The organism is Croceitalea marina (assembly GCF_042684265.1).
Classification (GTDB): Bacteria; Bacteroidota; Bacteroidia; order Flavobacteriales; family Flavobacteriaceae; genus Croceitalea; species Croceitalea marina.
Map to the genome: position 1 here is coordinate 371021 of NZ_JBHULB010000007.1, position 25598 is coordinate 396618.

At 37.1% G+C, this 25598-nt stretch carries 19 protein-coding genes; 7 read left to right on the forward strand and 12 right to left on the reverse strand.

Going from position 1 to position 25598, the window contains the following annotated elements:
* Nucleotides 1–2: 2 nt before the first annotated feature.
* The 5 genes from ACFSQJ_RS05715 to ACFSQJ_RS05735 all read right to left on the reverse strand — a co-directional run bounded on the left by ACFSQJ_RS05715 (nucleotide 3) and on the right by ACFSQJ_RS05735 (nucleotide 5017).
* Nucleotides 3–812: a GLPGLI family protein gene (locus ACFSQJ_RS05715; protein ID WP_377765991.1), complete on the reverse strand. Its 810-nt coding sequence runs from the start codon at nucleotides 810–812 to the stop codon at nucleotides 3–5.
* A 239-nt stretch (nucleotides 813–1051) separates the two neighbouring features.
* Nucleotides 1052–2002: a carbon-nitrogen hydrolase family protein gene (locus tag ACFSQJ_RS05720; protein WP_377765992.1), complete on the reverse strand. Its 951-nt coding sequence runs from the start codon at nucleotides 2000–2002 to the stop codon at nucleotides 1052–1054.
* Entirely contained in the window at nucleotides 2002–2907 is a 906-nt protein-coding gene (locus ACFSQJ_RS05725; RefSeq protein ID WP_377765993.1) for a geranylgeranylglycerol-phosphate geranylgeranyltransferase, read from the reverse strand. Before ACFSQJ_RS05725 ends, ACFSQJ_RS05720 begins: the two co-directional genes overlap by 1 nt.
* A 10-nt stretch (nucleotides 2908–2917) precedes the next feature.
* Nucleotides 2918–3850: a mevalonate kinase family protein gene (locus ACFSQJ_RS05730; protein WP_377765994.1), complete on the reverse strand. Its 933-nt coding sequence runs from the start codon at nucleotides 3848–3850 to the stop codon at nucleotides 2918–2920.
* A 78-nt stretch (nucleotides 3851–3928) separates the two neighbouring features.
* Nucleotides 3929–5017: a diphosphomevalonate/mevalonate 3,5-bisphosphate decarboxylase family protein gene (locus tag ACFSQJ_RS05735; protein ID WP_377765995.1), complete on the reverse strand. Its 1089-nt coding sequence runs from the start codon at nucleotides 5015–5017 to the stop codon at nucleotides 3929–3931.
* Between the two features lie 90 nt (nucleotides 5018–5107).
* Between ACFSQJ_RS05735 and ACFSQJ_RS05740 the strand changes: the two genes are divergently transcribed.
* Nucleotides 5108–5581, forward strand: a complete 474-nt coding sequence (locus tag ACFSQJ_RS05740; protein WP_377765996.1) for a TspO/MBR family protein — start codon at nucleotides 5108–5110, stop codon at nucleotides 5579–5581.
* On the opposite strand, the gene ACFSQJ_RS05745 is transcribed toward ACFSQJ_RS05740, so the two are convergent.
* The gene (locus tag ACFSQJ_RS05745; protein WP_377765997.1) at nucleotides 5578–6105 is read right to left on the reverse strand and encodes a DUF1697 domain-containing protein; all 528 of its coding nucleotides are present in this window, start codon (nucleotides 6103–6105) and stop codon (nucleotides 5578–5580) included. The genes ACFSQJ_RS05740 and ACFSQJ_RS05745 overlap by 4 nt on opposite strands.
* Before the next feature lie 78 nt (nucleotides 6106–6183).
* On the opposite strand from ACFSQJ_RS05745, the gene glpK reads away from it, so the two are divergent.
* A complete protein-coding gene (glpK, locus tag ACFSQJ_RS05750) occupies nucleotides 6184–7677 on the forward strand; it encodes a glycerol kinase GlpK (RefSeq protein WP_377765998.1) in 1494 nt (497 codons plus the stop codon).
* A gap of 49 nt (nucleotides 7678–7726) precedes the next feature.
* Entirely contained in the window at nucleotides 7727–8449 is a 723-nt protein-coding gene (locus ACFSQJ_RS05755; RefSeq protein WP_377765999.1) for an MIP/aquaporin family protein, read from the forward strand.
* Between the two features lies 1 nt (nucleotide 8450).
* On the opposite strand, the gene ACFSQJ_RS05760 is transcribed toward ACFSQJ_RS05755, so the two are convergent.
* Together ACFSQJ_RS05760 and ACFSQJ_RS05765 are read right to left on the reverse strand one after the other, a co-directional pair.
* The gene (locus ACFSQJ_RS05760; RefSeq protein ID WP_377766000.1) at nucleotides 8451–9722 is read right to left on the reverse strand and encodes a BaiN/RdsA family NAD(P)/FAD-dependent oxidoreductase; all 1272 of its coding nucleotides are present in this window, start codon (nucleotides 9720–9722) and stop codon (nucleotides 8451–8453) included.
* Nucleotides 9722–10417, reverse strand: a complete 696-nt coding sequence (locus ACFSQJ_RS05765) for a glycerophosphodiester phosphodiesterase (protein WP_377766001.1) — start codon at nucleotides 10415–10417, stop codon at nucleotides 9722–9724. The genes ACFSQJ_RS05760 and ACFSQJ_RS05765 overlap by 1 nt, the downstream gene beginning before the upstream one ends.
* A gap of 212 nt (nucleotides 10418–10629) precedes the next feature.
* On the opposite strand from ACFSQJ_RS05765, the gene ACFSQJ_RS05770 reads away from it, so the two are divergent.
* Nucleotides 10630–11055 carry a hypothetical protein gene (locus ACFSQJ_RS05770; RefSeq protein WP_377766002.1) on the forward strand — a complete coding sequence of 142 codons (426 nt, stop codon included), beginning with the start codon at nucleotides 10630–10632 and terminating at the stop codon, nucleotides 11053–11055.
* A 46-nt stretch (nucleotides 11056–11101) separates the two neighbouring features.
* Here ACFSQJ_RS05770 and ACFSQJ_RS05775 read toward each other — a convergent pair whose 3' ends face one another.
* The 4 genes from ACFSQJ_RS05775 to ACFSQJ_RS05790 are packed head-to-tail and all read right to left on the reverse strand — an operon-like array spanning nucleotide 11102 to nucleotide 16977.
* The gene (locus tag ACFSQJ_RS05775) at nucleotides 11102–12976 is read right to left on the reverse strand and encodes an alpha-amylase family protein (RefSeq protein ID WP_377766003.1); all 1875 of its coding nucleotides are present in this window, start codon (nucleotides 12974–12976) and stop codon (nucleotides 11102–11104) included.
* Nucleotides 12973–15276: a glycoside hydrolase family 65 protein gene (locus ACFSQJ_RS05780; RefSeq protein ID WP_377766004.1), complete on the reverse strand. Its 2304-nt coding sequence runs from the start codon at nucleotides 15274–15276 to the stop codon at nucleotides 12973–12975. The genes ACFSQJ_RS05775 and ACFSQJ_RS05780 overlap by 4 nt, the downstream gene beginning before the upstream one ends.
* Nucleotides 15277–15933 (reverse strand): beta-phosphoglucomutase, encoded by a 657-nt coding sequence (gene pgmB, locus ACFSQJ_RS05785; RefSeq protein ID WP_377766005.1) that lies wholly within the window; start codon nucleotides 15931–15933, stop codon nucleotides 15277–15279.
* A 21-nt stretch (nucleotides 15934–15954) separates the two neighbouring features.
* Nucleotides 15955–16977 carry a LacI family DNA-binding transcriptional regulator gene (locus ACFSQJ_RS05790; protein ID WP_377766006.1) on the reverse strand — a complete coding sequence of 341 codons (1023 nt, stop codon included), beginning with the start codon at nucleotides 16975–16977 and terminating at the stop codon, nucleotides 15955–15957.
* A gap of 354 nt (nucleotides 16978–17331) precedes the next feature.
* On the opposite strand from ACFSQJ_RS05790, the gene ACFSQJ_RS05795 reads away from it, so the two are divergent.
* The 3 genes from ACFSQJ_RS05795 to ACFSQJ_RS05805 all read left to right on the forward strand — a co-directional run bounded on the left by ACFSQJ_RS05795 (nucleotide 17332) and on the right by ACFSQJ_RS05805 (nucleotide 25538).
* Entirely contained in the window at nucleotides 17332–20319 is a 2988-nt protein-coding gene (locus ACFSQJ_RS05795; RefSeq protein ID WP_377766007.1) for a SusC/RagA family TonB-linked outer membrane protein, read from the forward strand.
* Nucleotides 20320–20331: 12 nt separating this feature from the next.
* Nucleotides 20332–21960 (forward strand): RagB/SusD family nutrient uptake outer membrane protein, encoded by a 1629-nt coding sequence (locus ACFSQJ_RS05800; RefSeq protein ID WP_377766008.1) that lies wholly within the window; start codon nucleotides 20332–20334, stop codon nucleotides 21958–21960.
* Nucleotides 21961–22184: 224 nt separating this feature from the next.
* Complete coding sequence (locus ACFSQJ_RS05805; RefSeq protein WP_377766009.1) at nucleotides 22185–25538, forward strand: VCBS repeat-containing protein; 3354 nt, start codon at nucleotides 22185–22187, stop codon at nucleotides 25536–25538.
* The last annotated feature ends 60 nt before the right edge of the window (nucleotides 25539–25598 follow it).

Sequence of the window (25598 nt, forward strand, 5' to 3'; positions counted from 1 at the left end):
AATTAATTTTTAGAGGCTTCTTTTAATGCTTTATTATATTCTTCGTCATCTTTGGCAATATAGTTCTCAATACCTCCTCTAGAGGAGATGATACCCGCAGAATATTTATTTGGTCTATAACTAATAAGTTCCAATGCTTTTTTCTTGTAAAGTGCCTTGAACTCGTTCCAAGTAAGAGTTTCTTTACCGTCAAAAGGATTATCAATTAATTTTTCTTGGCTTAGCTTTCCGTTTTTTATAGCTATAGTTTTAAAAGCAATAAAATTGTCTATCGATTTCAGCTCTAAAATCATACCCGGAAGTCCATCGTACTTCCAAGGACCGCCAACAGGAAGTTTAGGAGCAAACCATGCTTCATAAGTTCTACCTCTAAAATCCATGGTAGCAAATTGGCACTTAAACCCTAAAATTTCTTTTGTTTGTTCTTCGATATTCCAATTAAAAATATCGAGACTGTCTTGAACAACAAAGTATTTGTAAGCAACTTCATGTTTAGAATAAAAAACAGCGTCATTATAGTCTTTGTAAACAGCAGTTACATTTTTACCAGATGGTGTAAAATATAAGATACTATCATCATCTTCGTCTTCACTTAAAACTGAGGTAGTTTTAATTTTGTTTTTCTTACCGTATAGTGATTTATTAATCTCTATAAATTTTGTGTATTCATAATTAGCAACCAAGGGTTTAGGATTTTTCTCAAGTGTTAATGTTCTTTCATATTCGATTTGATAAACATTTGTAGAATCTTGAAAAGCGTAAATATTTATAATTGAAAAAATTAAGGAAAATAAATTAAAAAAGAATCTCATTTAGTCATTCATTTAAAATTTTAAATTAAACTAAATTTCTCTTATAGTTGGTTTTCGCGAAAAATATAAGACTTGATAAATCTCAAAAAAAATAAAAAAGAACAGTTATGTAAAAACCTTAGAAATTTTGAGGGTTTTCTCTATTCTATGTTATTTAACTTTTTATTAACCAGATAAATAACGTTAAATTAATTTTTTGCAAGAAAAAACTTAAATTATTTAGTTATCCTACTAAAAACTCAATCTTCTATGACCACTGTACTTTGCCTTTCCCTATTTACAGTAAGTTTGGTGACATCCGGTCTTGAATAATGCCCAACGGCATCAAAGTTTTGACGCTCTTCATATATACGATTGAAGTCCAAGGTATGATAAATCAATCCTTCTTTGTTCACAACCGGTTCTACAAGCCATTCGCCATCGGGGCCTGCGATACAAGAGCCTCCGTTACCTAAAACTTCGGGGGCTTTATCCAAAATCTTATCTAAATGCGGGGTATTCTTGGGAAAGTCTTTCTTTTGCATTAACGACGAAACAGAAATCACATAGCTGCGCGATTCGCGGGCAATAAAACGGGTAATATCCTTGGTATTATTCAAATTTCCGGGCCAAACCGCTATGTGTAAATTTTCACCTTGACCATATAGGGCGGTTCGTGGTAAAGGCATCCAATTTTCCCAACAATTAAGGCCTCCTACAGTAAACTGTTTTAATGGGTGTACTTGAAGACCATTACCATCGCCAGGGGCCCAAGTCAAACGTTCATCATAAGTGGGTTGTAATTTACGATGCACCGATTTAATTTCTCCTTGTTGATCAATATAGACCAAAGAACAGTACAAACTATGACCTCCGCGATCTTTAGCTCGCTCCATAATGCCCAAGTATATAGAAATATGATGCTCTTTTGCCAATTTACGAATGCCGTCAAGCTCCCCTGCTTCAATCTGAATTGAATTTCTGGCATAATGTGCATGTAATTCTTTGTTCACTTTTAAATCCCATGCAGCACCTTCAGTATACGCCAACCAAAACGGATAGCCTGGCAACAGGGCTTCTCCAAAAACAATTAATTCACTGCCGTTCTTGGCGGCTTCAATAATTGTTGTCTCAATTTTTTCCAGTGTTGCTTTTTTATCTAACCAAACCGGTGCTATTTGAGCAAGGGCGACATTAAGTAAGTTTTCCATTATAAAATTCGATTTAGAACCAAATCCACATCAATCAAAAGAATACTGAACACTCCTGATATGATTATAAGCTTAAGAATATTATGTAACCAAACATAGTCTTTTTTACTCTTTGCTTTCCATAATAAAAAGATAAAAATTACAAGTAATAGGCTACTGGCCCCAAAATAGAAATACATATAACCAACATCAAATTGGTTAGTTAACAACCAAGCAGGAACAAGTGTCAATACAATAAGAATACCTATGATAAGTTTAGACATTCTTGGGCCATACAGTATTGGCAAAGTCTTATAGTTTTGGGCTAAATCACCGGCCATACTCTCTAAATCTTTAATAAGTTCACGAGCCAAAATCAATAAGAATAGAAAAAGAGCATGAAAAAAGATGACGGTTTCAAAATTTCTATAGTACACAAAAACCACAAAGAAAGGTGCTATGGCCAATATCGCCGATACTATATTACCTAAAAACGGAATGCGTTTAAGTTTATGGGAATACAACCAGATTCCAAAAATATAGGCCGAAAAGAACAGTACTGCCCTAAATGAAATATAACTTGCCAAAAAAGCAGCGGCAAAGTTCAATATAAAATATGTGGTTAGCTTAAAACGTTGGCTTACCAAACGATCTAACATACTTTTGGTTGGTTTATTGATCAGATCTTTTTCTGCATCGTAAAAATTATTGATGATATAGCCCCCTGCGATGACCAATGCCGACGCTGTTACAATAATGAAAAGGTTTATGTCAAAAACAACTTGACTTAGCGGCAAATCGGGTGAAAGAATAAAAATAGAGGCCAAGTACTGGGCAAGGGTTATCATTAAGATATTATAACCTCTAACCACCGAAAATAGGCTCAACAACTTGTAGAGTAACAGCCTATTTTTTCTATTAAGCATTAGAATTTTTCTAGAAATTGTAAACCACTTCCAATTTGTGGTCTTGAAGTGCTTTTCTAGCCTTATCGATATCTTCTGTAAAGCCCAAAATATAACCACCACCGCCCGAGCCGCAGAGTTTTAGGTAATAATCATTGGTTTCGATACCCTTTTTCCAAAGATTATGAAACTCTTTTGGAATCATAGGCTTAAAATTATCAAAAACCACATTTGACAATTGCTTTACATGACCGAAAAGCGATTTAATATCACCATTTAAAAAGTGTTCAACGCAAGCATCCGTATGTTTGATAAATTTATCTTTTAGCATGCTACGGAAGCCTTCTTGCTTCATTTGCTCCATAAAGATTTGTACCATTGGAGCAGTTTCACCGGTGATTCCGCTATCTAATAAAAATACTGCGCCTTTACCCTCTTTGTTTTGGGTAGGAAGGCTAGTAGATTCGATATTATCTTGAGAATTTATTAGAATCGGTAAACTTAAATAACTATTTAAGGGATCTAGACCAGAGCTCTTTCCGTGGAAAAAAGATTCCATGTTGCCAAAAATAGTTTTAAGCTTTAATAGCTTTTCTCTAGTTAGATTTTCTAAGACGGTAATCTTATCTGATGCGTATTTGTCATAAATAGCGGCGACCAATGCCCCACTGCTACCAATACCGTACCCTTGAGGTATGGAGCTCTCAAAATACATTCCATCTTGAACATCTTTACGGAACGAATCAATATCAAACTGCACCAAATCCTCACTTTGAATTTCCGATAAATACTCACAGAATTGCTCTAAACTTCTGTTAGATTCTTTTGCCTCTTTAGAAGTATTGTCATCTGTTTTTAAGGCTCCTTTAAAAAAGTTATATGGTATCGAAAGTCCTTTAGAATTTTTAATAATTCCATACTCCCCGAAGAGAAGTATTTTAGAATAGAATAAGGGTCCTTTCATAGCTATTGTCTAGACTTTAGTACGTTAAAGGTAAACATTATTGGTAGTGATATCAAATTGCTTCGTTCTAATTCCTGTTTATCCTTTCAATTGCTTGGCGCCATGACCAATTCGATCACAAATATAATGTCCATTTTCACAGAACGCAACTAGTTCATCCTGAATAAATTGAAATACCTCTTTCTTTTCGGACTCAGGATATAAAACATGAACATTGGCCCCTGCATCCAATGTAAAACAGACATGGGTTTTTGATTTTTTACGAAACGCCCAAATTCTATTGATAATTTCAAGTGTATTCGGTTTCATCAATACAAAATTAGGTAAGCTGGTCATCATCATTGCATGTAGCGTTAAGGCCTCGCTTTCCACAATTTTAATAAATTCATTGAGATTACCTTTTTCGAACACTTCTTTCAATTTATCTAAATTATGGTGTGCCTGTTGAAAGCGTTGTTGCGCAAAAGGATGGTCATGCATTAAGTCATGCCCAACTGTACTACTTACAGTTTTTTGGCCTTTATGCACCAGTAAAATAGTATCGTGATAGTTTTTAAAAACGGAATCTACTCTGAAAGGATACCGTATTCCATATAAATCAGAGCTTTTCGAGATGGGTTCATAAGCGCCCCATTGAATCAAGTCTCCTTCTATACTTCTGCAGGCACTACCAGAACCTAATCTTGCCAAAAAAGAAGCTTTCATCTTTAAATAATCTTCTCCTAAAGTAGGATTAGCTAATTTTTCAATTGATAACAAACAAAGGGCCAAAGCGGCCATTCCGCTGGCGGAAGAAGCAATTCCACTGCTATGCGGAAAGGAATTGGAAGTCTCTATGATAAAGTGATACCCTTTTAAAAAAGGGACATATCTTTCAATTCTTTCAAAGAATGTGATGATTTTAGGGGTAAAATCTTCCTTAGGTTTTCCTTCAAAGAAAAGATCAAAGGAGAATGTATCTGACTTTTTATCCAGCTTTTGAAAAGCCAAGCTAGTTGTCGTTGCACAAGCATTTAAGGTAAAGCTAATTGAGGGATTTGCAGGTATTTGATTTGGTTTCTTTCCCCAATATTTTACTAAGGCTATATTACTTGGTGCTTTCCAGGCAACTTTACCTTCGTTAGGGTATTCAAAACCATCTTTTAAAATAAACTCGCTCTCTGTCATGCAAACAAATTTTGGCAAAGATAACAATGCGTTTTTGACTACATCATTTGCTAAAAATAAATTGCTATTTTAGTGCAAATAGTGCCCCTTATGAAAAGAAAAATTCTTAAGATAACTATCACTGTTGCCATTTGCCTGATTATTGGGTTTCTTTCAAGTTTTGCGACCCAAAGCTCGGTGAATGACTGGTACCTTACCCTCAATAAGCCCAGTTTTAATCCACCCAACAGTATTTTTGCCCGTGTTTGGAGCGTTCTTTATTTAATGATGGGTGTTGCTGCCGGGGTAGTTTGGGGAAAAGGCTTTCACCATATCTGGGTTAAAACTGCATTATATCATTTTGGCTTTCAACTGCTTTTAAACTCACTTTGGAGTATGGTATTCTTTGGATTGAAAAATGTTCTGGCCGCGCTTTTCATAATCATTGCCTTAGTCGTAGCTATAATTCTTACTATAAAATGGTTCAATGTCGTGAGCAAAAAGGCCGCGTTGCTCATGGTTCCCTATTTACTTTGGGTATGCTTCGCTACCATACTTAATTATAAAATTTGGGAACTTAACTAAGAAGCAAGTAAGAGCATTTTTTGCATTGTTCTTAAGTTTCGGGTTGTGGCCGTTACCTTCAATTTTTTCTCTATCAAATTGTTGTTCAATTTTGCCTTTCCGGCACCCCCCTTACAATTTAAGTAGACGCAGTCTTCTGCAATTAAGAAGTCCTCCGTATTAAATTTAAGGGTATTGAACCCGTCTACTAAGTTTGCATCGGGCTTATCGAACAACAAGGTGTAATATTGATTCTTATCATCGGCATCTTTAAATGGATATTTCTCTAGAATAACACCCAACACCTCTTTTGTTGTTACTAAAACTGGCACTTCTAAACCAAAATCTTTTAAAATAACTTTTCTGATACCCTCTTTGATAGAACAGATATCTTCTTCACTATTTAAAATAATATTTCCACTTTGAATATAAGTTTGAACTTTTTTATAGCCTTCTTTTTCAAGACTGGCCTTCAATTCTATCATTTTAATTTTTTTTTGACCACTTACATTGATTCCTCTCAAAAAAGCAATAAAAGTCTTCATTCTAATGTAATTTTTACTTTGACATACTTAAATCTACTATAATTATTTTTAGTAATTTCCGTGAATTAAAATACCGCAATGAGTCAATACATTTTAGCCTTAGATCAAGGCACTACAAGTTCTAGAGCAGTTGTTTTTGATAAAAAGGGCGCCATAGTCTCTACTGCCCAAAAGGAGTTTACACAGATTTTTCCGAAACCGGGATGGGTGGAACACGATGCTACAGAAATTTGGTCTACTCAAGCTGGTATGGCCGCAGAAGCAGTGGCCAAAAAAGGTATTCAAGGAAATCAAATTGCAGCTATCGGAATCACTAACCAAAGGGAAACCGCGGTTGTCTGGGACAGGAAAACGGGCGAACCTATCTACAATGCCATAGTCTGGCAAGATAAAAGAACGTCGGATTTTTGTGATGAATTAAAAAAAGCTGGCAAATCGGCTTTGATCCGAGAAAAAACAGGTTTGGTAATCGACTCTTACTTTTCTGCAACCAAGGTAAAATGGATATTGGACAATGTGGATGGCGCACGAGCACGAGCTGAAGCTGGAGAATTAGCCTGGGGAACCATAGATTCTTGGTTAATCTGGAAAATGACCCAAGGCAATCTTCATGTGACCGACGTGACAAATGCCTGCCGTTCATTGATTTTCAATATCAATACCATGGCTTGGGATAATGAGCTTCTTGAGCTTTTTACCATTCCAAAAAGTATACTCCCCGAGGTAAGACAATCAAGTGAAGTATATGGGCATACAGCCCCTAATTTCTTTGCAAGTGAAATACCAATTGCAGGCATTGCAGGTGATCAACAGGCTGCGCTATTTGGCCAAATGTGCACGCAGAAGGGCATGGTAAAAAACACCTATGGCACTGGTTGTTTTATGTTGATGAATGTTGGTGACAAACCGGTTCCATCAAAAAACAATCTCTTGACAACCGTTGCATGGAAGATTAACGGAAAAACCACCTATGCCCTCGAAGGAAGTATTTTTATTGCGGGTGCCGTTGTTCAATGGCTTCGCGATAGTTTAAAAATTATAAAAAAGTCTTCAGATGTGGAGCAGCTAGCTGGTGCTGTAGAAAGTTCTGAAGGGGTATATTTTGTTCCCGCCTTTGCTGGTCTTGGTGCTCCGCATTGGAATCAACAGGCACAAGGAACCATATTCGGATTAACCCGAGGTAGCACCGATGCCCATATTGCTAAAGCGGCCTTAGAATCAATTGCCTATCAAACCATGGATGTTTTGAAAGCTATGGAGGCGGATTCTGGAATCACCATCAAAGAACTTCGCGTAGATGGCGGTGCAACGGTAAATAATATGCTAATGCAGTTTCAGGCAGATGTTTTGAATACGGTTACTGTTAGACCTAAAATAATAGAAACTACTGTGATGGGCGCGGCTTATTTGGCAGGCCTAGCGGTCGGTTTTTGGAAAAGCCCCGAAGAAATTCAAGATATTTGGCAATCTGATGTCCACTTTAAACCGACTGAAGAACGAGAGGTAATCGATAGCGGTATCAAAGGCTGGTATAGAGCGATTGAAGCTTTGGAACATTGGACAAAACAGTAGGCAGTTGTCGAAACAACAAAATCAGCATTAACCCTGAACTAAGATTAACATGACTCCTTTTATCGCAGAAATTATAGGGACCTTTCTTTTAATATTGTTGGGTTGTGGTGTAAACGCCAATGTTTCCCTTGCCAAAACCTATGGTAGCGGTTCAGGTTGGATTGTAATCACTACTGGCTGGGCTATTGCGGTTTACGTAGGTGTTGTCGTTTCGGCGCCTTACAGTGGGGCACATTTAAACCCGGCAGTGACTGCAGGGCTGGCTATGGCAGGTAAATTTTCATGGAGTGATGTTCCCTTGTACATTTTAGCTCAGTTTATAGGTGCTATTTTAGGCGCCTTTCTAGTTTGGCTAATTAATAAAGATCATTTTGATGCAACCTCGGACGGAAATACGAAAAGAGGGGTTTTTTGTAACACACCGGCCATACCGAATGTGCCAATTAACATTCTTAATGAGATTGTCGGCACTTTTGTTCTGGTATTTACTGTACTCTATTTTTCGGATGCTACAATTAAGGATACCACTATTGGCTTAGGTTCTTTGGGTGCTCTTCCTGTAGCACTATTGGTCTGGGGAATTGGCTTATCCCTAGGAGGTACTACCGGATATGCCATAAACCCCGCAAGAGACTTAGGCCCACGAATAGTACATGCATTGGCCCCTATTAAAGATAAAGGTTCGAATGGTTGGGCATATTCTTGGATTCCTGTAGTTGGCCCAATTTTAGGCGGATTACTGGCGGCAGGATTATTTCTGGTCTTGCAATAGGCTATGTTCTTGCCATTGCTTTAGCAGCAACATAGGCTCCCGTCCAGGCATTTTGAAAGTTAAACCCACCAGTAACGGCATCAACATTAATAACTTCTCCGGCAAAAAACAGATTCGGCAATTTTTTACTTTTAAAGCTTTTAAAGTCAATCTCTTTTAAACTTACTCCGCCAGCCGTAACAAACTCTTCTTTAAAGGTGCTTTTTCCTTCAACTTTAAACGAGCTTTGAGTAAGTTGTTGTGCCAAGTCTTTAAGAATATCTTTTGTCGCATCGGCCCATTTTAATCCCTTGTCAATTTTGGCCGCGGCGACTAAATTTATCCATAAACGTCTGGGTATATCAAATGCATTTGTGCGAGCGATTGTTTTTTTACCCTCTAATTCTTTAATTTCAAATAACACCTGTTCTAGCATTTCGGTAGAATATTCAGGTATCCAATTTACGTTGATTTTAAAATTGTAGTTGTATTCATTAAGAATGTTCGCCCCCCAAGCAGAAAGTTTTAAGATTGCGGGGCCGCTCATACCCCAATGTGTTATCAGAAGAGGACCGTCACTTTCTAAAATGGGCTGTTCGTTCACCTGACTTTTAAGTTGTACTACAATTTTCGAGTTGTATTGTTTTTTAGCAGGAATTTTAACCTCAACATTTGTGCTTAAACCAGGTATATTAGCTATTCTTTCGTCCTTAATATTAAATGTGAAAAGTGAGGGAACAGCAGGTACTATAGTGTGACCTAAATCATCTAATTGCTGCCATATCTTAGGGTTACTACCAGATGCGATTAAAAGGGTTTTACACTTATAATGCTTGTTCATTGTGGTAATCTGCCAACCGTCATTTTCTTTTAATGGCAAAAAAGATTTTACCGAGCTGTTTTTAAGAATGCTTATTCCCAAACGCTCGGTCTCTTTTAAAAAACAGTCGATTATACTTTGTGAAGAATCGCTCTTTGGAAAAATACGACCATCATCCTCAATCTTTAAAGGCACTCCCCGTTCCTCAAAAAAAGCCATAACATCACCCGTAGAATGGGCATGGAAAGGACCTAAAAGTTCTTTCTTGCCTCGCGGATAATTACTCACAAGTTCTTTAGGATCAAATTCTGCATGCGTCACGTTACATCGCCCGCCCCCGGAAACTTTCACCTTACCCAATACGGTTTTTCCACGTTCAAAAATTGCAATATCTAAACTAGGGTTTTCGATAGCCGTTTGAATTGCTGCATAAAAACCCGCAGCTCCACCACCGATAATTATGATATCGTACATTAATTTGCCCTATCTGGATAGTTGGTAAAGATCCCGTCTACACCGAACTCTCGCATTTTGGCGATATCTTCAATTTCATTTACTGTATAAGTATATACTTTAAGACCTTCTTTTTGTATGGCTTCAGTTTGTTCAGCTGTCAATTTTTCGAACCAAGGATTTATGGCAATTGCATTTAGTTCTTTTGCTACTGGAACAGCGGCAATAGGATTTTCTTCTGTCAATATAGCGATAGCAATATCCGAATTAATTCTTCGCATCTCGCGAAGCTCATCCCAATTAAAACTTGATATGATAAAATTTTCTGCTGACCAGCCTCTTTTTTTTATATAGAAATCGGTAATAAAGTTAACCCTATTCGCAGTACCAGCACCTTTCAATTCGATATTAAGGGCAACCTTATTATCGATCAGTTTTAAAACATCTTGAAGCAAGGGAATTTGATGATTACCATCAAGAATGACCTTTTTTAAATCCCCAATATTATATTCTTCAATATTTCCAGCTGCATTGGAAAGTCTTTCCAAACTCTCATCGTGGAAAACGACGGTTTCGCCACTTTTAATATTAAACACATCAATTTCAATCATATCAACTCCAATATCCATTGCCTTTTGGATCGAAGCTAAGGTGTTTTCAGTTTCATAGCCCATAGCTCCTCTATGACCAATAACTAAAAAATTATCTTCTTCCATTTTACAACTATTCAGAAAAAAAAATAAAACAAGTGCGAGTATAGTAAGTTTATTCATGCGTCCCATTTTAGAATCTAAAAATACAATTTGAAAATGAAAAACGTACTACTTGCTTTTAGCAATTAAAATATCTTCTTAGGGGGTTTTTAAAGTGAAATCTAATCAATTATTTTATATATTGTATTGATTATTAACCAACTAAATAAATTATTATGTTTTCAAAATCTAATTTATTAGCTACCCTGATAGGGGGTATCGCTATGTTTGTATTAGGGTATGTTTTATGGGGTATGCTAGGCGAGAGCTTAAATGGGGACAATGTCTTGACCAATGTTATGAAGACCGAGCCAGATTTCATTCATTTATTTTTAGGCTGCCTGTTGAGTGCTTTTGCCATGAGTACACTTTATGGAAAATGGGCACGTGGTCATCACAGCGCTAAAGAAGGGGCTGAATTTGGTATTTGGATTGGAATCTTCGTAGGACTGGGGATGGGACTAATTTGGTACGCAACCTCTACAATGATGAATTTAACCGGGCACTTAATCGACGCCGTCTTAAACATTATTTACTACCTGTTAATCGGTATTATAATTGCTCTTATTTACAAATCAACTAGCAAAAAAGCAGATTCCTGATGGTGCATAAAAATTGAAAACTAGGCGGACTTCAAGTCCGCTTTTTTTATTCCATAACCTGCAAAATAAAAGATTCTAGTGGTCTTAGTCGTAGATTAATCAGGCCTACCTCATTTTCAATATTTAATTCATAGTCAGTACCGTCATAAAGTTGCTCCTGCAATTTATATGTATTTCTACATAACCTCCATTTTTTAATAATTTCAGTTGGAAGCTTAAATTCAATATCATACGATTTTTCAGCATCAAAATTGGAAATCACTACCAATTTTTCATCATCGACCCATCGAACATAAGATAGAATCCTATGGTCATAGCCTTCTGTATGTTCTTTGTTATAAAAGTGAATCTCTTGATATTCGCCCATTAAAGCGTCACTTGTTATTGTAAAATTCAAAAGCCGTTTGTAAAAATCTCTAAGGTCCTTTTCATCATCAGTAAGTTGACCTCCATCAAACTTTTTATTGTTTACCCATCTTTGATGGTTTGGAACCCCTAAATAATCGAAAATCGAGGTTCTTGTCGGGCTACCAAAACCTGCGTTTTCTTGAGCCGGTTCTCCTACCTCTTGCCCAAAATATATCATGGTCGGTGAGGTACTTAAGGTTGCAGAAACAACCATTGCAGGTTTTGCAATCTCCGCTTTGCCCACAAAGTCTGGGCTTGCAATTCGTTGCTCATCATGGTTTTCAAGAAAATGTAACATATGATGCTCAATATCTTGCATCCCTTTTTGCACAACGGGGATGTGATCTGTCCAACCGTGGCCCTGCATAATATGTTTTATACTATCATACAGTTCAACTTTATCATAGAGATAATCCATTTTTCCTTTTTGGATGTAATCTCGATACAATTGCGGATTGTAGACTTCGGCCAAAAGAAAAGCCTCAGAATTCTTCATTTTGATAGCTGAGTTCATAAAACTCCAAAACTCAACAGGAACCATTTCAGCCATATCAAAACGGAAACCATCGACACCAAAATCTAACCAGTAGAGTGCTATATCGCGAAACTTTTTCCATGAATCTGGTACATCCTTAGCTTCCCAAAACTCAAAATGTTCTTTGAAGTCTTTTTCGGCATAAGAGTCTGGAAGTTCTTCAAATTCTTTGCTTCCATCTGGTCGAACGCCATAATTGATTTTTACGGTTTCGTACCAATCATTAAAATTGGGTTGAGGTAGTCTCGATCCATTACCTGTCCATTTCGCAGGAACTTCGATAAACATATTATCCTCTAACGTATTCGTATTATCTCCTAAAGGAGAGTAGCCGTTTTCCCAATTTGGCACTTTGAATTCTGATCCCGGGATGTAATAAAAATTGTTATCCCTTTTATACTCTAAAGAAGTATCGTCATCCACCCCGAAATCAACAATACCCTTAGGGTTAGTGAGTCCCTCGTAATTTCTAGCAACATGATTAGGTACGATATCAATAAGAACCTTCATACTGTGGCGATGCGTTCTATCAATAAGCGCCTTAAACTCTTCAAGTCTCTTATCTGGGTCTACAGCCAAATCAGGATTTACATTGTAATAATCCTTAACAGCGTATGGCGACCCTGCCCTACCTTTTACGACATCGGGATCATCATTTGAAATTCCGAATTCTGTATAATCAGTGATTACGGCGTGGTGTGGCACCCCTGTATACCAAATATGGGTGATACCTAAATTTTTAATCTCGGTAAGCGCATTACTATCAAAATCTTTGAACTTACCTACGCCATTTTCTTCAATAGTTCCCCAAGGTTTGTTTGTAGTGTTTGTATTTCCAAAAAGTCTTGTGAACACTTGATAAACAACTGCCTTTTTCTTCTTCATGATTTTAACTTCATTTTTATTTGAATCTTCATTGGCGCATGCTGCAATTAAAAGAATGATCAAGCTTAATGAAGTCCAAATAGTCTTCTTCATACCTTTACTATCTTACCAGGAATAAGAACTACTCTTTGGCCATTAACCCGAATTGACATTTCTTCTTTGCCGGTCAGCTCAAAGCTTGATTCTTTAGCCGATACCGTTACCTTAATAATTCTATTTCTAAAGTTGATTTTAAAGGAATAAGATTTCCATTGTTCAGGAATTCTTGGGGTAAAATGTAATTTATCATCTAACACGCGCATACCTCCAAAACCTTCTACTACGCTCATCCAAGTACCGGCCATAGAAGTTATATGAAGTCCTTCTTCGACTTCTTTATTGTAGTCATCAAGGTCTAAACGAGAGGTTCTTAAATAAAATGCATATGCTTGGTCCATTCGGCCTAATTTTGCAGCCTGTATGCTATGGACACAAGGCGACAACGAAGACTCGTGAACCGTGAAAGGCTCATAAAAATCGAAATGCCTTTCTAATTCTTCATTGGAAAAGTGATCTTCAAAAAGATAAAAACCTTGTAAAATGTCTGCCTGTTTTATGTAAGGAGAACGCAAAATACGATCCCAACTCCACTTTTGGTTTATGGGTCGTTCCGATAAAGCCAAATCATCTACTTTGACCAGTTCTTTATCTAAAAAACCATCTTGTTGTAAAAAGACCTCATGCTTTTTAGAATAGGGGAAGAACATATTTTCAGCGACCTCTGACCATAAATCGGTTTCGGCTTTGGTAAGTTTTGTCTGAGCCACTATTCTATCATAATCTACTAAATACCCATCTTTTACCTTTTCAAGCTGTTCTAAAGTATATTGAATACACCATTTTGCTAAATAATTGGTATACCAATTGTTGTTGACATTATTTTCATATTCATTGGGGCCTGTTACTCCTAAAATCACATACTTTTTCTTCTTTTTGGAATAATTGGCTCGTTGATGCCAGAATCTAGAAATTCCTATTAAAACCTCTAGTCCCATTTCGGGAATATAGCTGTAGTCACCTGTGAAACGGTAGTAATTGTAAATCGCAAAAGCTATAGCCCCATTTCTGTGAATTTCTTCAAAAGTGATTTCCCATTCATTGTGACACTCTTCGCCATTCATGGTTACCATGGGATACAAAGCTGCTCCATTAGAAAAGCCAAGTTTTTCGGCATTTTCTATTGCTTTCTCTAAGTGATTATAACGGTATTCCAATAAATTCCAGGCTACGGTCTGGTTTTTTGTAGCCATATAAAATGGTAGACAGTATGCTTCAGTGTCCCAATACGTACTCCCACCATACTTTTCTCCGGTAAAGCCTTTTGGACCAATATTTAATCTAGAATCTGTACCTAAATAAGTCTGATTCAACTGAAAAATATTGAATCGAATTCCTTGTTGCGCTTTAACATCACCGGAAATAGTAATATCGCTCATTTCCCATATTTCAGCCCAAGCCTCTTTCTGTTTTTTAAGAAGAGTCTCATAACCAAGTTTTGAAGCTTGGTCTAAAGTTGTATTGGCAGCTTTTACCAGATTATCCGTTTTATGATTTCTAGAAACAGTATACCCCCCGTATTTCACCAGGCTTACTTTCTGATTCTTCTTTAGGGCTTGTTGAAATTCGATAGAAACAAGATTTTCAGACTTTTCAGATTTTGTTGCGGCTACTCTGTTTCCTTCTAAAAAAGCCTCCGCCTGCATAAAAGTGCAGGTGGCGAAGTTAGTCTTCATAGTATACGCTTCTATAAAAGCTCTATCATCTTTATAAGAGACATTAGTGGTGTTCCAGAACTTATCATCCCAGTTACTGTCCTCATTCTTAATTCCAGAATCCAAATAAGGAATTAGTTTTACATCCGCATCAGAGTTCAATACTTCGAGCGTATACTCGATGGCACCAAGTTCGTCTATGGTCAAGCTCAAAAATCGGGTGGTAGAGACTGAAACTTCTACTCCATTAGGCATTTCGGCAATAAAACTACGTTTATACCAACCTTCTTTCATGTTAAGCTCCCTTTCGAAGTCTTTAACCATTTTACAGGTATTCAAATCTAGTGCTTCCTTATTAACAAAGACATTGATACCTATCCAGTTTGGTGCATTTAAAACCTTAGCAAAATACTCTGGATATCCATTTTTCCACCAACCTACACGGGTCTTATCAGGATAATAAACGCCTGCAATATAACTTCCTTGAAACTTTTCGCCGGAGTAATGCTCCTCAAAATTGGCTCGCTGCCCCATGGCCCCATTTCCAATACTAAAAAGGCTTTCTGAAGATTTAACTCGTTCATAATCAAAGTCTTTTTCTATAATTGACCATTCATTAGGTTGTATATAATCTTGGTTCATCTAAACTTTTGCTAATTTTTTTAAAAAATCTAAATCTATTTCCGTGAAATCGCTAAAATTATAATCTGCTTCCTGTAAAATTTTTGCATCTCCTATTCCAATGCTTGTCATATTTCCGGCATTAGCAGCTTCAATACCTGCAACGGCATCTTCAAAAACGATACAATTCTTTGGAGGAACATCTAACTTTTCAGCAGCGATAAGAAAAACTTCTGGGTCTGGCTTCGCCTTTGATACTGAGTTTCCATCTATAATGGTATCAAAATAAGATAACAGATTTACTTTCTCAAGTATGGGTTGCGCATTTTTACTTGCCGAACCCAATGCAATCGGTATGTTGTTCTTTTTTAAAAAATCTAACACTTTGGGTACATCTGGCAAAATTTCGGAAGCATCCATCTTCTCAATATAAGCCAAATAATCTCTATTCTTTTCGACCATCCATATATCAAACTGTTCTTCTGTTGCTGTTGCATCTGCTAGATTCAAAAGTATATCCAAACATCTTTTTCTACTTACACCTTTGAAAAGTTCGTTGTGCTCTTTGGTAAAATCAAAATTCAACTCTTCTGCCAACTTTTTCCATGCTAAATAGTGGTATTTAGCGGTATCGACAATTACCCCGTCTAGGTCAAAAATAAATCCGACTTTATGCATGCTCTAAATGTTTGGGCAAACTTAATTAATTGTAGAATTACGTTCTATCAAAGTAGGCTCTAAAATTTTCGTTTGATAGGTCTCTTCCTCTTCTTCACTTTCTATTTTCTGAATCAACATTTCTGCTGATATTTCGCCCATTCTTTCGCCATGCTGGGCAATAGATGTTAAACTCGGGTTTGCATACTTCGATAATAAGCCATCGGTAAAACCGATAAACGAAATATCATCCGGAATTTTCAAACCCAGATCCTGCGCTACTTGCATACCATAAATAGAGAAAATCTCGTTTACGGTTAGAATAGCGTCAACCTTAGAATTTTTAATGAAATTCTCTATCAATTGACCATCCATTTCCATAGAAGGCATTTTTAATATCAAATCTTGTTGTTCGCTAACCCCAAACTCTTTTAGGGCTTTTTGATACCCAGTTGTTCTAGCCTTACTCACACTTAAATAATCGTGTGTGGTAATGAGTCCGATACGTTTTCTTCCTTGTTCAATAAGTTTCTTGGTAGCCAAGTAAGCTCCCATAGCATCGTCAATAATAACCTTATCACATTCAACTTCATTTGTAATTCTATCAAATAAAACTAAAGGTATGCCTTGCTCTGTTACCTCTTTTAAATGATTGTAGTCATTTTCTTTTTGGGTTCCCGAAGATAAGGACATGATAAAACCATCGATACTGCCATTTGCAAGCAGTTCCATATTTATGACTTCCTTATCAAAAGACTCATCAGATAGACATACAATTACATTATAACCTTTAGTATTGGCATATTTTTCAACACCCCGAACCACAGTGGTGAAAAAGTGATGTACAATGTCAGGAATAACGACCCCAATATTTTTTGTACGCTTGTTTTTTAAGCTAATCGCAATGTTATTGGGCTTGTAATTATAAAGTTTTGCAAATGCCTGTATCTTTTCTTTGGTTTCTCTGCTGATTTCCTCACTATTTTTTAGGGCTTTGGAGACTGTGGATATAGAGACCTCAAGTTCTCTAGCTATATGTTTAAGTGTTATTTTTTTTTTGAGCATTTTCCGATTTTAAAAACTTCATAAAAATAGCATACTTTTTGGGTAAAATATCTCTAACATATTAACCTTTAGTTAACGCTTAGATCACAATTTTATCACCGTTCAAAGTAAATACAATAAAGAACAAAAAAAACATATTCCAAGGTATTTCCACCGAATTTGCATATATTTCGCTCATTAATTATGAATTATGTATTTTCTTCCTTGTTGAATTATCTAGCCCACAATCACGAGAAGTTATCAACACGAAATCGTTTTCGAAAGCTGGAGTTCTTAAATAAAGGGGATTTAACATAATTTTTATATATGTTTAACTCTTGAATTTAAATTAACTAAACTTAAAATTAATTATTTATGAAGATTACGCTACTTAAAGGTTTACTGCTACTTGGAGCATTTGTTTGCTTTAATGCGGTAAAAGCCCAGACGGTATCAGGTACTGTTTCCGATGCAAGCGGTCCCCTGCCGGGTGCCAGTGTTGTTGTCAAAGGGACTACCAATGGTACACAAACAGATTTTGATGGTAATTATACCCTCAATGATGTAGCTGCTGACGCGGTGATTGTATTCAGTTACATCGGTTTTTCTGCACAAGAAATACCAGTAAACGGTCAATCAACAATCGACGCAATCTTGCAAGAAAATGCAAGCGAATTAGATGAGGTTGTAGTTATTGGTTACGGTACAACTACCAAAAGAAGTACCACAGGTGCTGTAGAAAGTGTAAAAGCCGAAGAATTCAACAAAGGTGTTATCGTTAATCCACAACAGTTGATTCAAGGTAAGACAGCTGGGGTACAGATTGCCACAACCAGTGGAGAGCCTGGAGCCGCGGTCAATGTAAGGGTAAGGGGCACCGCCTCTGTACGTTCGCAGAACAATCCTTTATTCGTGGTTGACGGGGTTCCTTTAAGTGGGGCCAATACTACTCCGGCCACAAGTGGAGGTGCCGACGGGGGTAACGATATTGGTAGTTCTGGTTCTTTAGATCCCTTAAGTTTCTTGAATCCTAATGATATTGCCAGTATCGACATCCTACAAGATGCTGCTTCCACAGCTATCTATGGTTCCAGGGGTGCCAATGGGGTCGTTTTGATCACGACCAAGTCAGGGACTTCGGGAAGGGACGTTTTAGAATTTTCTTCCACATTTTCTGTTGGTTACATAGGCAATCGCCCAGAAATAGCTTCCAGAGAACAATTCTTGGCTGCCCAAAACACCATCACCGGTGGTACTTTTATTGATGGAGGGGCCAATACTGATACGTATGATGTAATATACCGTACATCTTTTACCCAGAACTACAATCTGGCCTATGGAGGAGGAGGCGAGAATGGGAACTACAGGATTTCTATGGGGTATCAAGATCAAGAAGGTGAAGTAGATGACAGTACATTTGACAGGTTGACCGCTCGATTCAATGCTTCACAACGCTTCTTTGACAACAAATTGAAATTGAGTACCCAAGCAACTATTTCCAATGTTGAGTCCCAAAGACCTCCAATAACCAACAACCCCAATGCAAGGGGTGATTTACTCTCCGCTTCCATTGGTTGGGATCCAACCCAACCTTTAACAGGAGATGGCACGAGAGACCAAGGTTTTATAGCTGGATTTAACCAGCCTTCCAACGAAAGAAGGAATCCATTGGCACTTTTAGAGCTGACTCGCGCAACCTCTAGCACAGTACGGGCTCTTATAAATGTGTCAGCACAATACAAGATAACTGATAATTTGAATTTTAATACTTTGGTAGGGCTCGATAAATCTGCATCTTCTGCCAGTTCTGCGAATTCAAGGAATTTCGCCGGTAATGGTATTCTAGATAACGGTAGAGCCGACTTAGACGAAATTGATTTGACTAATACTACATGGGAATCCTATTTAAATTATAATAAAGAATTTGGTGATGATGTATTGGATATGGTGCTAGGACATTCTTATCAAGAATTTGTAACGGAAACCATTAATTTAAGAGGCTTTGATTTTGATACCGCTGATTTGTTTCAAATGGTAAACAATATTGCTGGAGCACAAGACTTTGCTGCAAACTCCTCCCTTGAAAGAGATGAATTACAATCATTCTTCCTAAGAACCAATTATTCTTTAAACAACAAATTCAATTTTTCTGGTACAATACGTATTGATGGTTCTTCAAGATTTGGTGGAAACAACCAATATGGAACCTTTGGTGCGGTGGGTGCTTCTTGGTCATTAGATCAGGAAAGCTGGTTTCCAGAATTTTTTGACACGTTCAAACTTAGGGCCAACTGGGGGGTAACCGGTAATCAAGAAGGTTTGGGATCCAATCGGTTCATAGAACGACAACGTTTTGGCATTGGAAACCAAAACGATCCTGGTGCTTTAGGAACGGTCGCCTTTAATAATCCTGATTTACAGTGGGAAGAAAATGAGCAATTAAGTATTGGTGTGGACTACGGGTTTTTGAACAATCGGGTTTCAGGATCTGTGAACTACTTTAAAAGGACTACGTCACAATTCTTATTAGAAGTGAACAGTGCACAACCTGCACCACAACCTTTCGTTTTTGCCAATGTGGATGGTGATATTGTCAATGAAGGTTTGGAATTTACAATTAATGCCATTCCTGTTCAGACTGAAGATTTTTCATGGGATTTGAACTTTAACATTACGTACACGGATAATATCTTGGAGAACTATGAAGGCCCAGCTATTGATGCGGGCCAAATTAATGGACCTGGATTGTCCAGGGCTTTTGCGCAAAGATTAGCCAACAATCAGCCTTTGTTCAGCTTTTTTACAAGGGATTGGCAAGGTTTGGATGAAGATGGAGGTAACATCTTTGCAAACAACGGAGCACAGGTTTTTATAGGTGAAAGTGCCCTGCCGGACTTCTCCCTTGGTTTTACCAACAATTTCAGTTATAAAAATTGGGATTTGAGTTTGTTCTTTAACGGACAGTTTGGACAGTCTATCTATAACAATACTAGAAATGCCTTCTCCACCATCCCTAACCTATCCCAAGGTAGAAACGTGTTTGCTGATACCTTACCACTGGTTGGCGTTGAAAACCCTTTTAATCCCCAATCAGTTTCTTCGAGATTTATAGAGGATGGATCCTTTTTGAGGTTACAGAACCTAACTTTGGGGCATAATTTTACCGTGGGAGACGATAGTGTGTTCAGTAGTTTGAGATTGTTCTTAAATGCGCAGAATTTATTTGTTATTACAGATTACACTGGACAAGATCCTGAAATCTCAACAGACAGAACGTTAAATAATTTACCCTCTTTAGGTATTGATTTGACCTCTTATCCAAGACCTACTACTTTTTCGCTAGGTGTTAATGCAAGTTTTTAAAAAAAAAAAGAAATGATGAAAAAAGATTTATTAAGTAACAGATTAGCAAAGATGCTCGGATTAAGTGCACTGATAGTCACTTTCCAAGCATGCACAGATCTAGAACCCAATTTTGGGGATTCAATTTCCGTTGAATCGATTGGGGGTAGCTTTAATGGAGTATCAAACACCTCTGCAAGTCTTGAAGCACTCTATACCAGCGGGGATAGTGACAATTTAGGACTTTACCGCCAAGATACCCAAGAAAACTCATATGCGCTTATGGAGGTATCCGCAGACAATATCGCGGTGCTGACAAGAGGTGCTGACTGGGGTGATAATGGGGTTTGGCGTACCATGCATAACCATACCTGGGATGCCAATCACGTTTATGTACTGCAAGCATGGAACAGACACAATGCTGCATCTTTCCGTGCTAGTCAGTTGTTGGACTCCAGATCCAATGCAAGCCCTAGCGAAACTGCCCAAGCCCAGGTGATTCGTGCGTTTAATATATATTCCGTACTGGATTTCTTTGGTCAAGTGCCCATTAGGGGAGTAGATGATGGCCCCGATGTTGACCCGACTGTAATCTCCGCTCAAGAGGCACTTACCCTTATCTTGGACGATTTGAATGCTGCAATTTCTAGTGGAAACCTTTCGGATAATGGTCCCGGTGTAGCTTTGAGACCCGCAGAATCAGGAGGAGATAGGGCTGGAACCTTAACTGGTATAGGAGAGGCATTTGCGCGTTTTTTAAGAGCAAGGGTTCAATTAAATGCCATTCACCTTGTTGGGACTGCAGGAGATATGAATCAAGTCATTGCAGATGTCAATGCTATAGAAGCACTAGGTTTTCAATTGGACCCTGTTGGAGCAGAGGATCCTGATGGGGATGATAGCTACTTTGATATTTGGGATCCAGCTAACAACACCAATCTAGAAGTGATTTTTATGTTGGATGGTGATGTACGGACCCGTATGTATAACCAACTACACCCCAACCAAGGTGGTTGGAATGGTTTTGTTACGCTCACGGAAACTTTTAGGCTGTTCGGTACCGATGATATCAATCAGGATGCGAGACTCGGCTTGCCAGGAGAGGAAGTTGATGGTGTATCTACCGGTTACATTAGGGGTCAACAAAGAAGTCCGGCCGGAACCAATCTGACCGATAGACAAGAGAATCCTTTGGTTTATGAAGATGTTATTCTTACAAATTTAGAAGTCAACAACGAACGCAATGGCATTCGTATTGTTAAAAACCCCCAAAGGAATGATGATGGCAATCTGCCGGGAGATACCGCTAGAGACTTCACTTGGATTCGCTTTGCAGATGCCATGCTAATGCGTGCTGAAGCTACTTTACGTGGCGGTGGCGGTGGACCCACGGCTTTGGAAGATGTAAATGCCATACGTGAAAGAGCAGGTGCTGCTCCACTTGGTAGTGTATCATTGGATGATATGCCAGACATTATTGCAAGGGAATTGAACTCCGAAGGAGTAATGGGAGGTAGAAGAGCTGTACAATTGCGATTTGGAAATTTTGCCTCGGGCACTTGGGAAATGAAGACAGTTAATGAAGATTTCAGGGTTAAATTTCCTATTCCTGCGGCTGCTTTGGCAACCAACCCAAATCTAGTTCAAAACGAAGGATATTAATAAAATTTTTATTTGATATTTTCAAAAAAGAGGGCTTAATAAAGCCCTCTTTTTATTTTTTGATTTGACCTAATAAATATACTTAATGTACAATGTTTCTGTAAATATTCAAGATACAGTTATGAAATTCATACATAATTAATTAGATTGAACTTAAAGGAATTGTTATCAGTCATTTCTTAATCTAAAGAAATAATTAGTAAAACCTATTTTATAAAAAATAAATGAGTGAACTTAATAAAATTTATTATTTCTTGCTTATGTTCTTATGTCTAACTAATTGCACAAATGATTTAGAAAAAAATAAGACTCAAAGAGCAGAGAATAAACTATTTACAAAATTAGAAACCCAAACTACCGGTATAGATTTCATTAATACGATTGAAAATGAGGAAGACTTTAATATTTTTCTCTATCGTAATTTTTATAATGGTGGTGGTATAGGTATTGGAGATATTAACAATGATGGCTTGCCAGATATATACCTTACTTCAAATAGAAAGCAAAACAAGCTATACCTGAACAAAGGGAATTTTAATTTTGAGGATATTACTGAAAACGCAGGGGTTTCAGGCACCAAAGCTTGGTCTACCGGTGTGATATTTGTAGATATCAATGCAGATGGACTTTTAGATATATATGTCTGCAATGCAGGAAATATTGAAGGCGATGATCAAAAAAATGAACTCTTCATTAATAATGGCCCTTCGGCAGGCTCAGGACAAGTAACTTTTACCGAAGAGGCTGAGGCATATAATCTAGCAGACAGCGGCCTTACCACACATGCCGCTTTTTTTGACTACGATAAAGATGGTGATTTAGATGTGTATCTATTGAACAACAGTTTTATACCAGTTGCTAGTTTAGGATACGAAAATAAACGAAATGTTAGGGCCAAAGATTGGAATGTGCCTGAAAAATTGAAAGGCGGTGGCGATAAGTTGTTGAGAAATGATAATGGTGTTTTTATAGACGTGAGTGAAGAAGCTAAAATATATGGAAGTCTGATTGGTTTTGGTTTAGGTGTGACCGTCGGTGACATAAATAACGATTTATACCCTGATATTTATGTCTCTAATGACTTCTTTGAACATGACTATCTCTATATAAACAATCAAGATGGAACTTTTAAAGAGGATATTAAAAACTGGGTGAGTCATTTAAGCCTATTTTCTATGGGAGCCGACATGGCAGATATCAATAACGATGGTAAGTCAGATATTTTCGTTACAGATATGTTACCAGAAGGCGATGAAAGACTTAAAACCACAACTAATTTTGAAACTTATGACACCTATCAGCTTAAATTAAGAAACGATTATTACCATCAATATATGCAAAACACTTTGCAGTTGAATCAGGGTAATACCTTCGCAGAAATTGCAAACTATGGTGGTGTTTCTAACACAGATTGGAGCTGGGGAGCACTACTTTTTGATATGGACAATGATGGTTTTCGTGATATATTTGTCAGTAACGGCATCTATCATGATTTAACCAATCAAGATTTTATTGATTTTTTTGAAGATGTAACTAGACAGCAAACAGCAATAAGTGGTAGTAAAGATGAAAAACAAAAGGTAATTGATGCTATGCCTTCAGTACCAATTGCCAACTATGCTTTCAGAAATAATAAAAATCTATCTTTTACAAATAAAGCAAGCGATTGGGGTTTAGATACGCCAAGCTTTTCTAATGGTTCTGCTTATGGAGACCTCGATAATGATGGTGACCTTGATTTGGTTGTAAACAATGTAAATCAAGAAGTGTTTGTCTATAGAAACAATAGTGAAAAATTGGGTAACAGTTATATCAAGTTAAAATTAAAAGGTCAAGACAAAAATACATTTGCAATTGGTAGTATAGTAGAGCTATATAAGGATAATAATATAATTAGACATGAGTTAATCCCTTCACGTGGTTTTCAATCATCTATTGATTATACAATTACTTTAGGACTAGGCAAAAGTACCGAAATAGATTCGCTAAGAATAATTTGGCCCAATGATAAAGTGCAACTATTAAAAAAAACCAATCTAAATACGGTTTTAACTTTTAATCAAGAAGAGGCAGATTTAAATTATAGTTTGGTAGAACCAGAAACTAAACCCCTACTCAAGGAAATTGAAAATAATTTTTCTAAGCATATTGAAAACAAACATAGTGATTTTGACTATGAGGGCTTAATATCACAAATGCTTTCACAAGAAGGTCCGGCTGTTGCAATAGCGGATATTGACAATGATGGAAATGAAGATGTTTTTATCGGAGGATCCAAAGGACAAACTGCAAAATTTTATTTGCATAAAGGTGGTGGAAAACTAGTTCCTAAAAAGACTTTAGATATCTTTCGTGAAGATCGCTCTTTTGAAGACATTGAGGCTAATTTTTTCGATGCTGATAACGATGGTGATAACGATTTAATTGTAGGCTCTGGGGGTAATAATCCGAATGAGGTAGACGAATATTTAAACCGGTTGTACTTAAATGATGGAAAAGGAAATTTTAGTAAAAGTCCAAATCCTCTACCAAGTTTCAAACAAAATGTTTCCGATATTTTACCTTATGACTTTGATAATGATGGGGATATTGACATTATCATAACCAGCAGAAGTGTGCCTGGTATATACGGTGTTAATCCAAAACACCTGTTTCTAGAAAACTTGGGAGGGAACATTTTTTCTGATGCAACTGAAAACAGGGCGTTTGCCTTAAAAGATATTGGAATGGTAACTTCAGCAGAATGGGCTGATATTGATCAAGACTCAAAGAAAGATCTTGTTGTTGTTACCGATTGGGGAGCGCCAAAAATATTTAAGAATAATGGCAGGCGTTTAAGCCAACTAAAAACAAATTTAGATAGCTTAAACGGTTGGTGGAACGTTGTTAAACCAATAGATATTGACAAGGATGGAGACATAGATCTAATTTTAGGGAATAGCGGTAGCAACATCACCTACAAGGCTTCTAACAAAAATCCTGCTAGAATCTACATCAATGATTTTGACGAAAATGGTACCATTGAGCAAATCATGACACAAAGTATAAATGGTAAAGACTATCCAATAATTTTAAAGCGAGAGCTAACAAACCAAATTGTTTCTTTAAAAAAAGAGAATCTAAAATTTTCAGATTACGCCCAAAAAAGTATTGATCAACTATTCCCTAAAGATGTTCTTAATAATGCTATTGTAAAGACCGCTAACACAATGGCAAGTGTTATCGCCATAAACGATGGAAATGGCGATTTTAATATTCAAGAGCTTCCTCAACAAGTACAATATTCCTGTGTTTGTGCCATAAACTGCACAGACATTAACAAAGACGGTTATATGGATATTATTTTAGGAGGCAACAATCATGACCTTAAACCACAATACTCCAGGCAAGATTCAAGTTACGGTGATATAGTTTTAGGTTCAGATAATGGCAATTATGAATGGCTTTCTCATGCTAAGTCGGGTTTTTTTCAAAAAGGAGAAATAAAACATATCGCCTCCTTTAAAGATGTCAATAATAATAGTTTCTTATTTGTAGCAAGAAATAATGACACACCTATAACCTACAAATTCAATTAGTTGCTTTCATATCTAGAGTTTTCGTCGGTATAAAATAAAATGTAAACGTTTACATTTTAT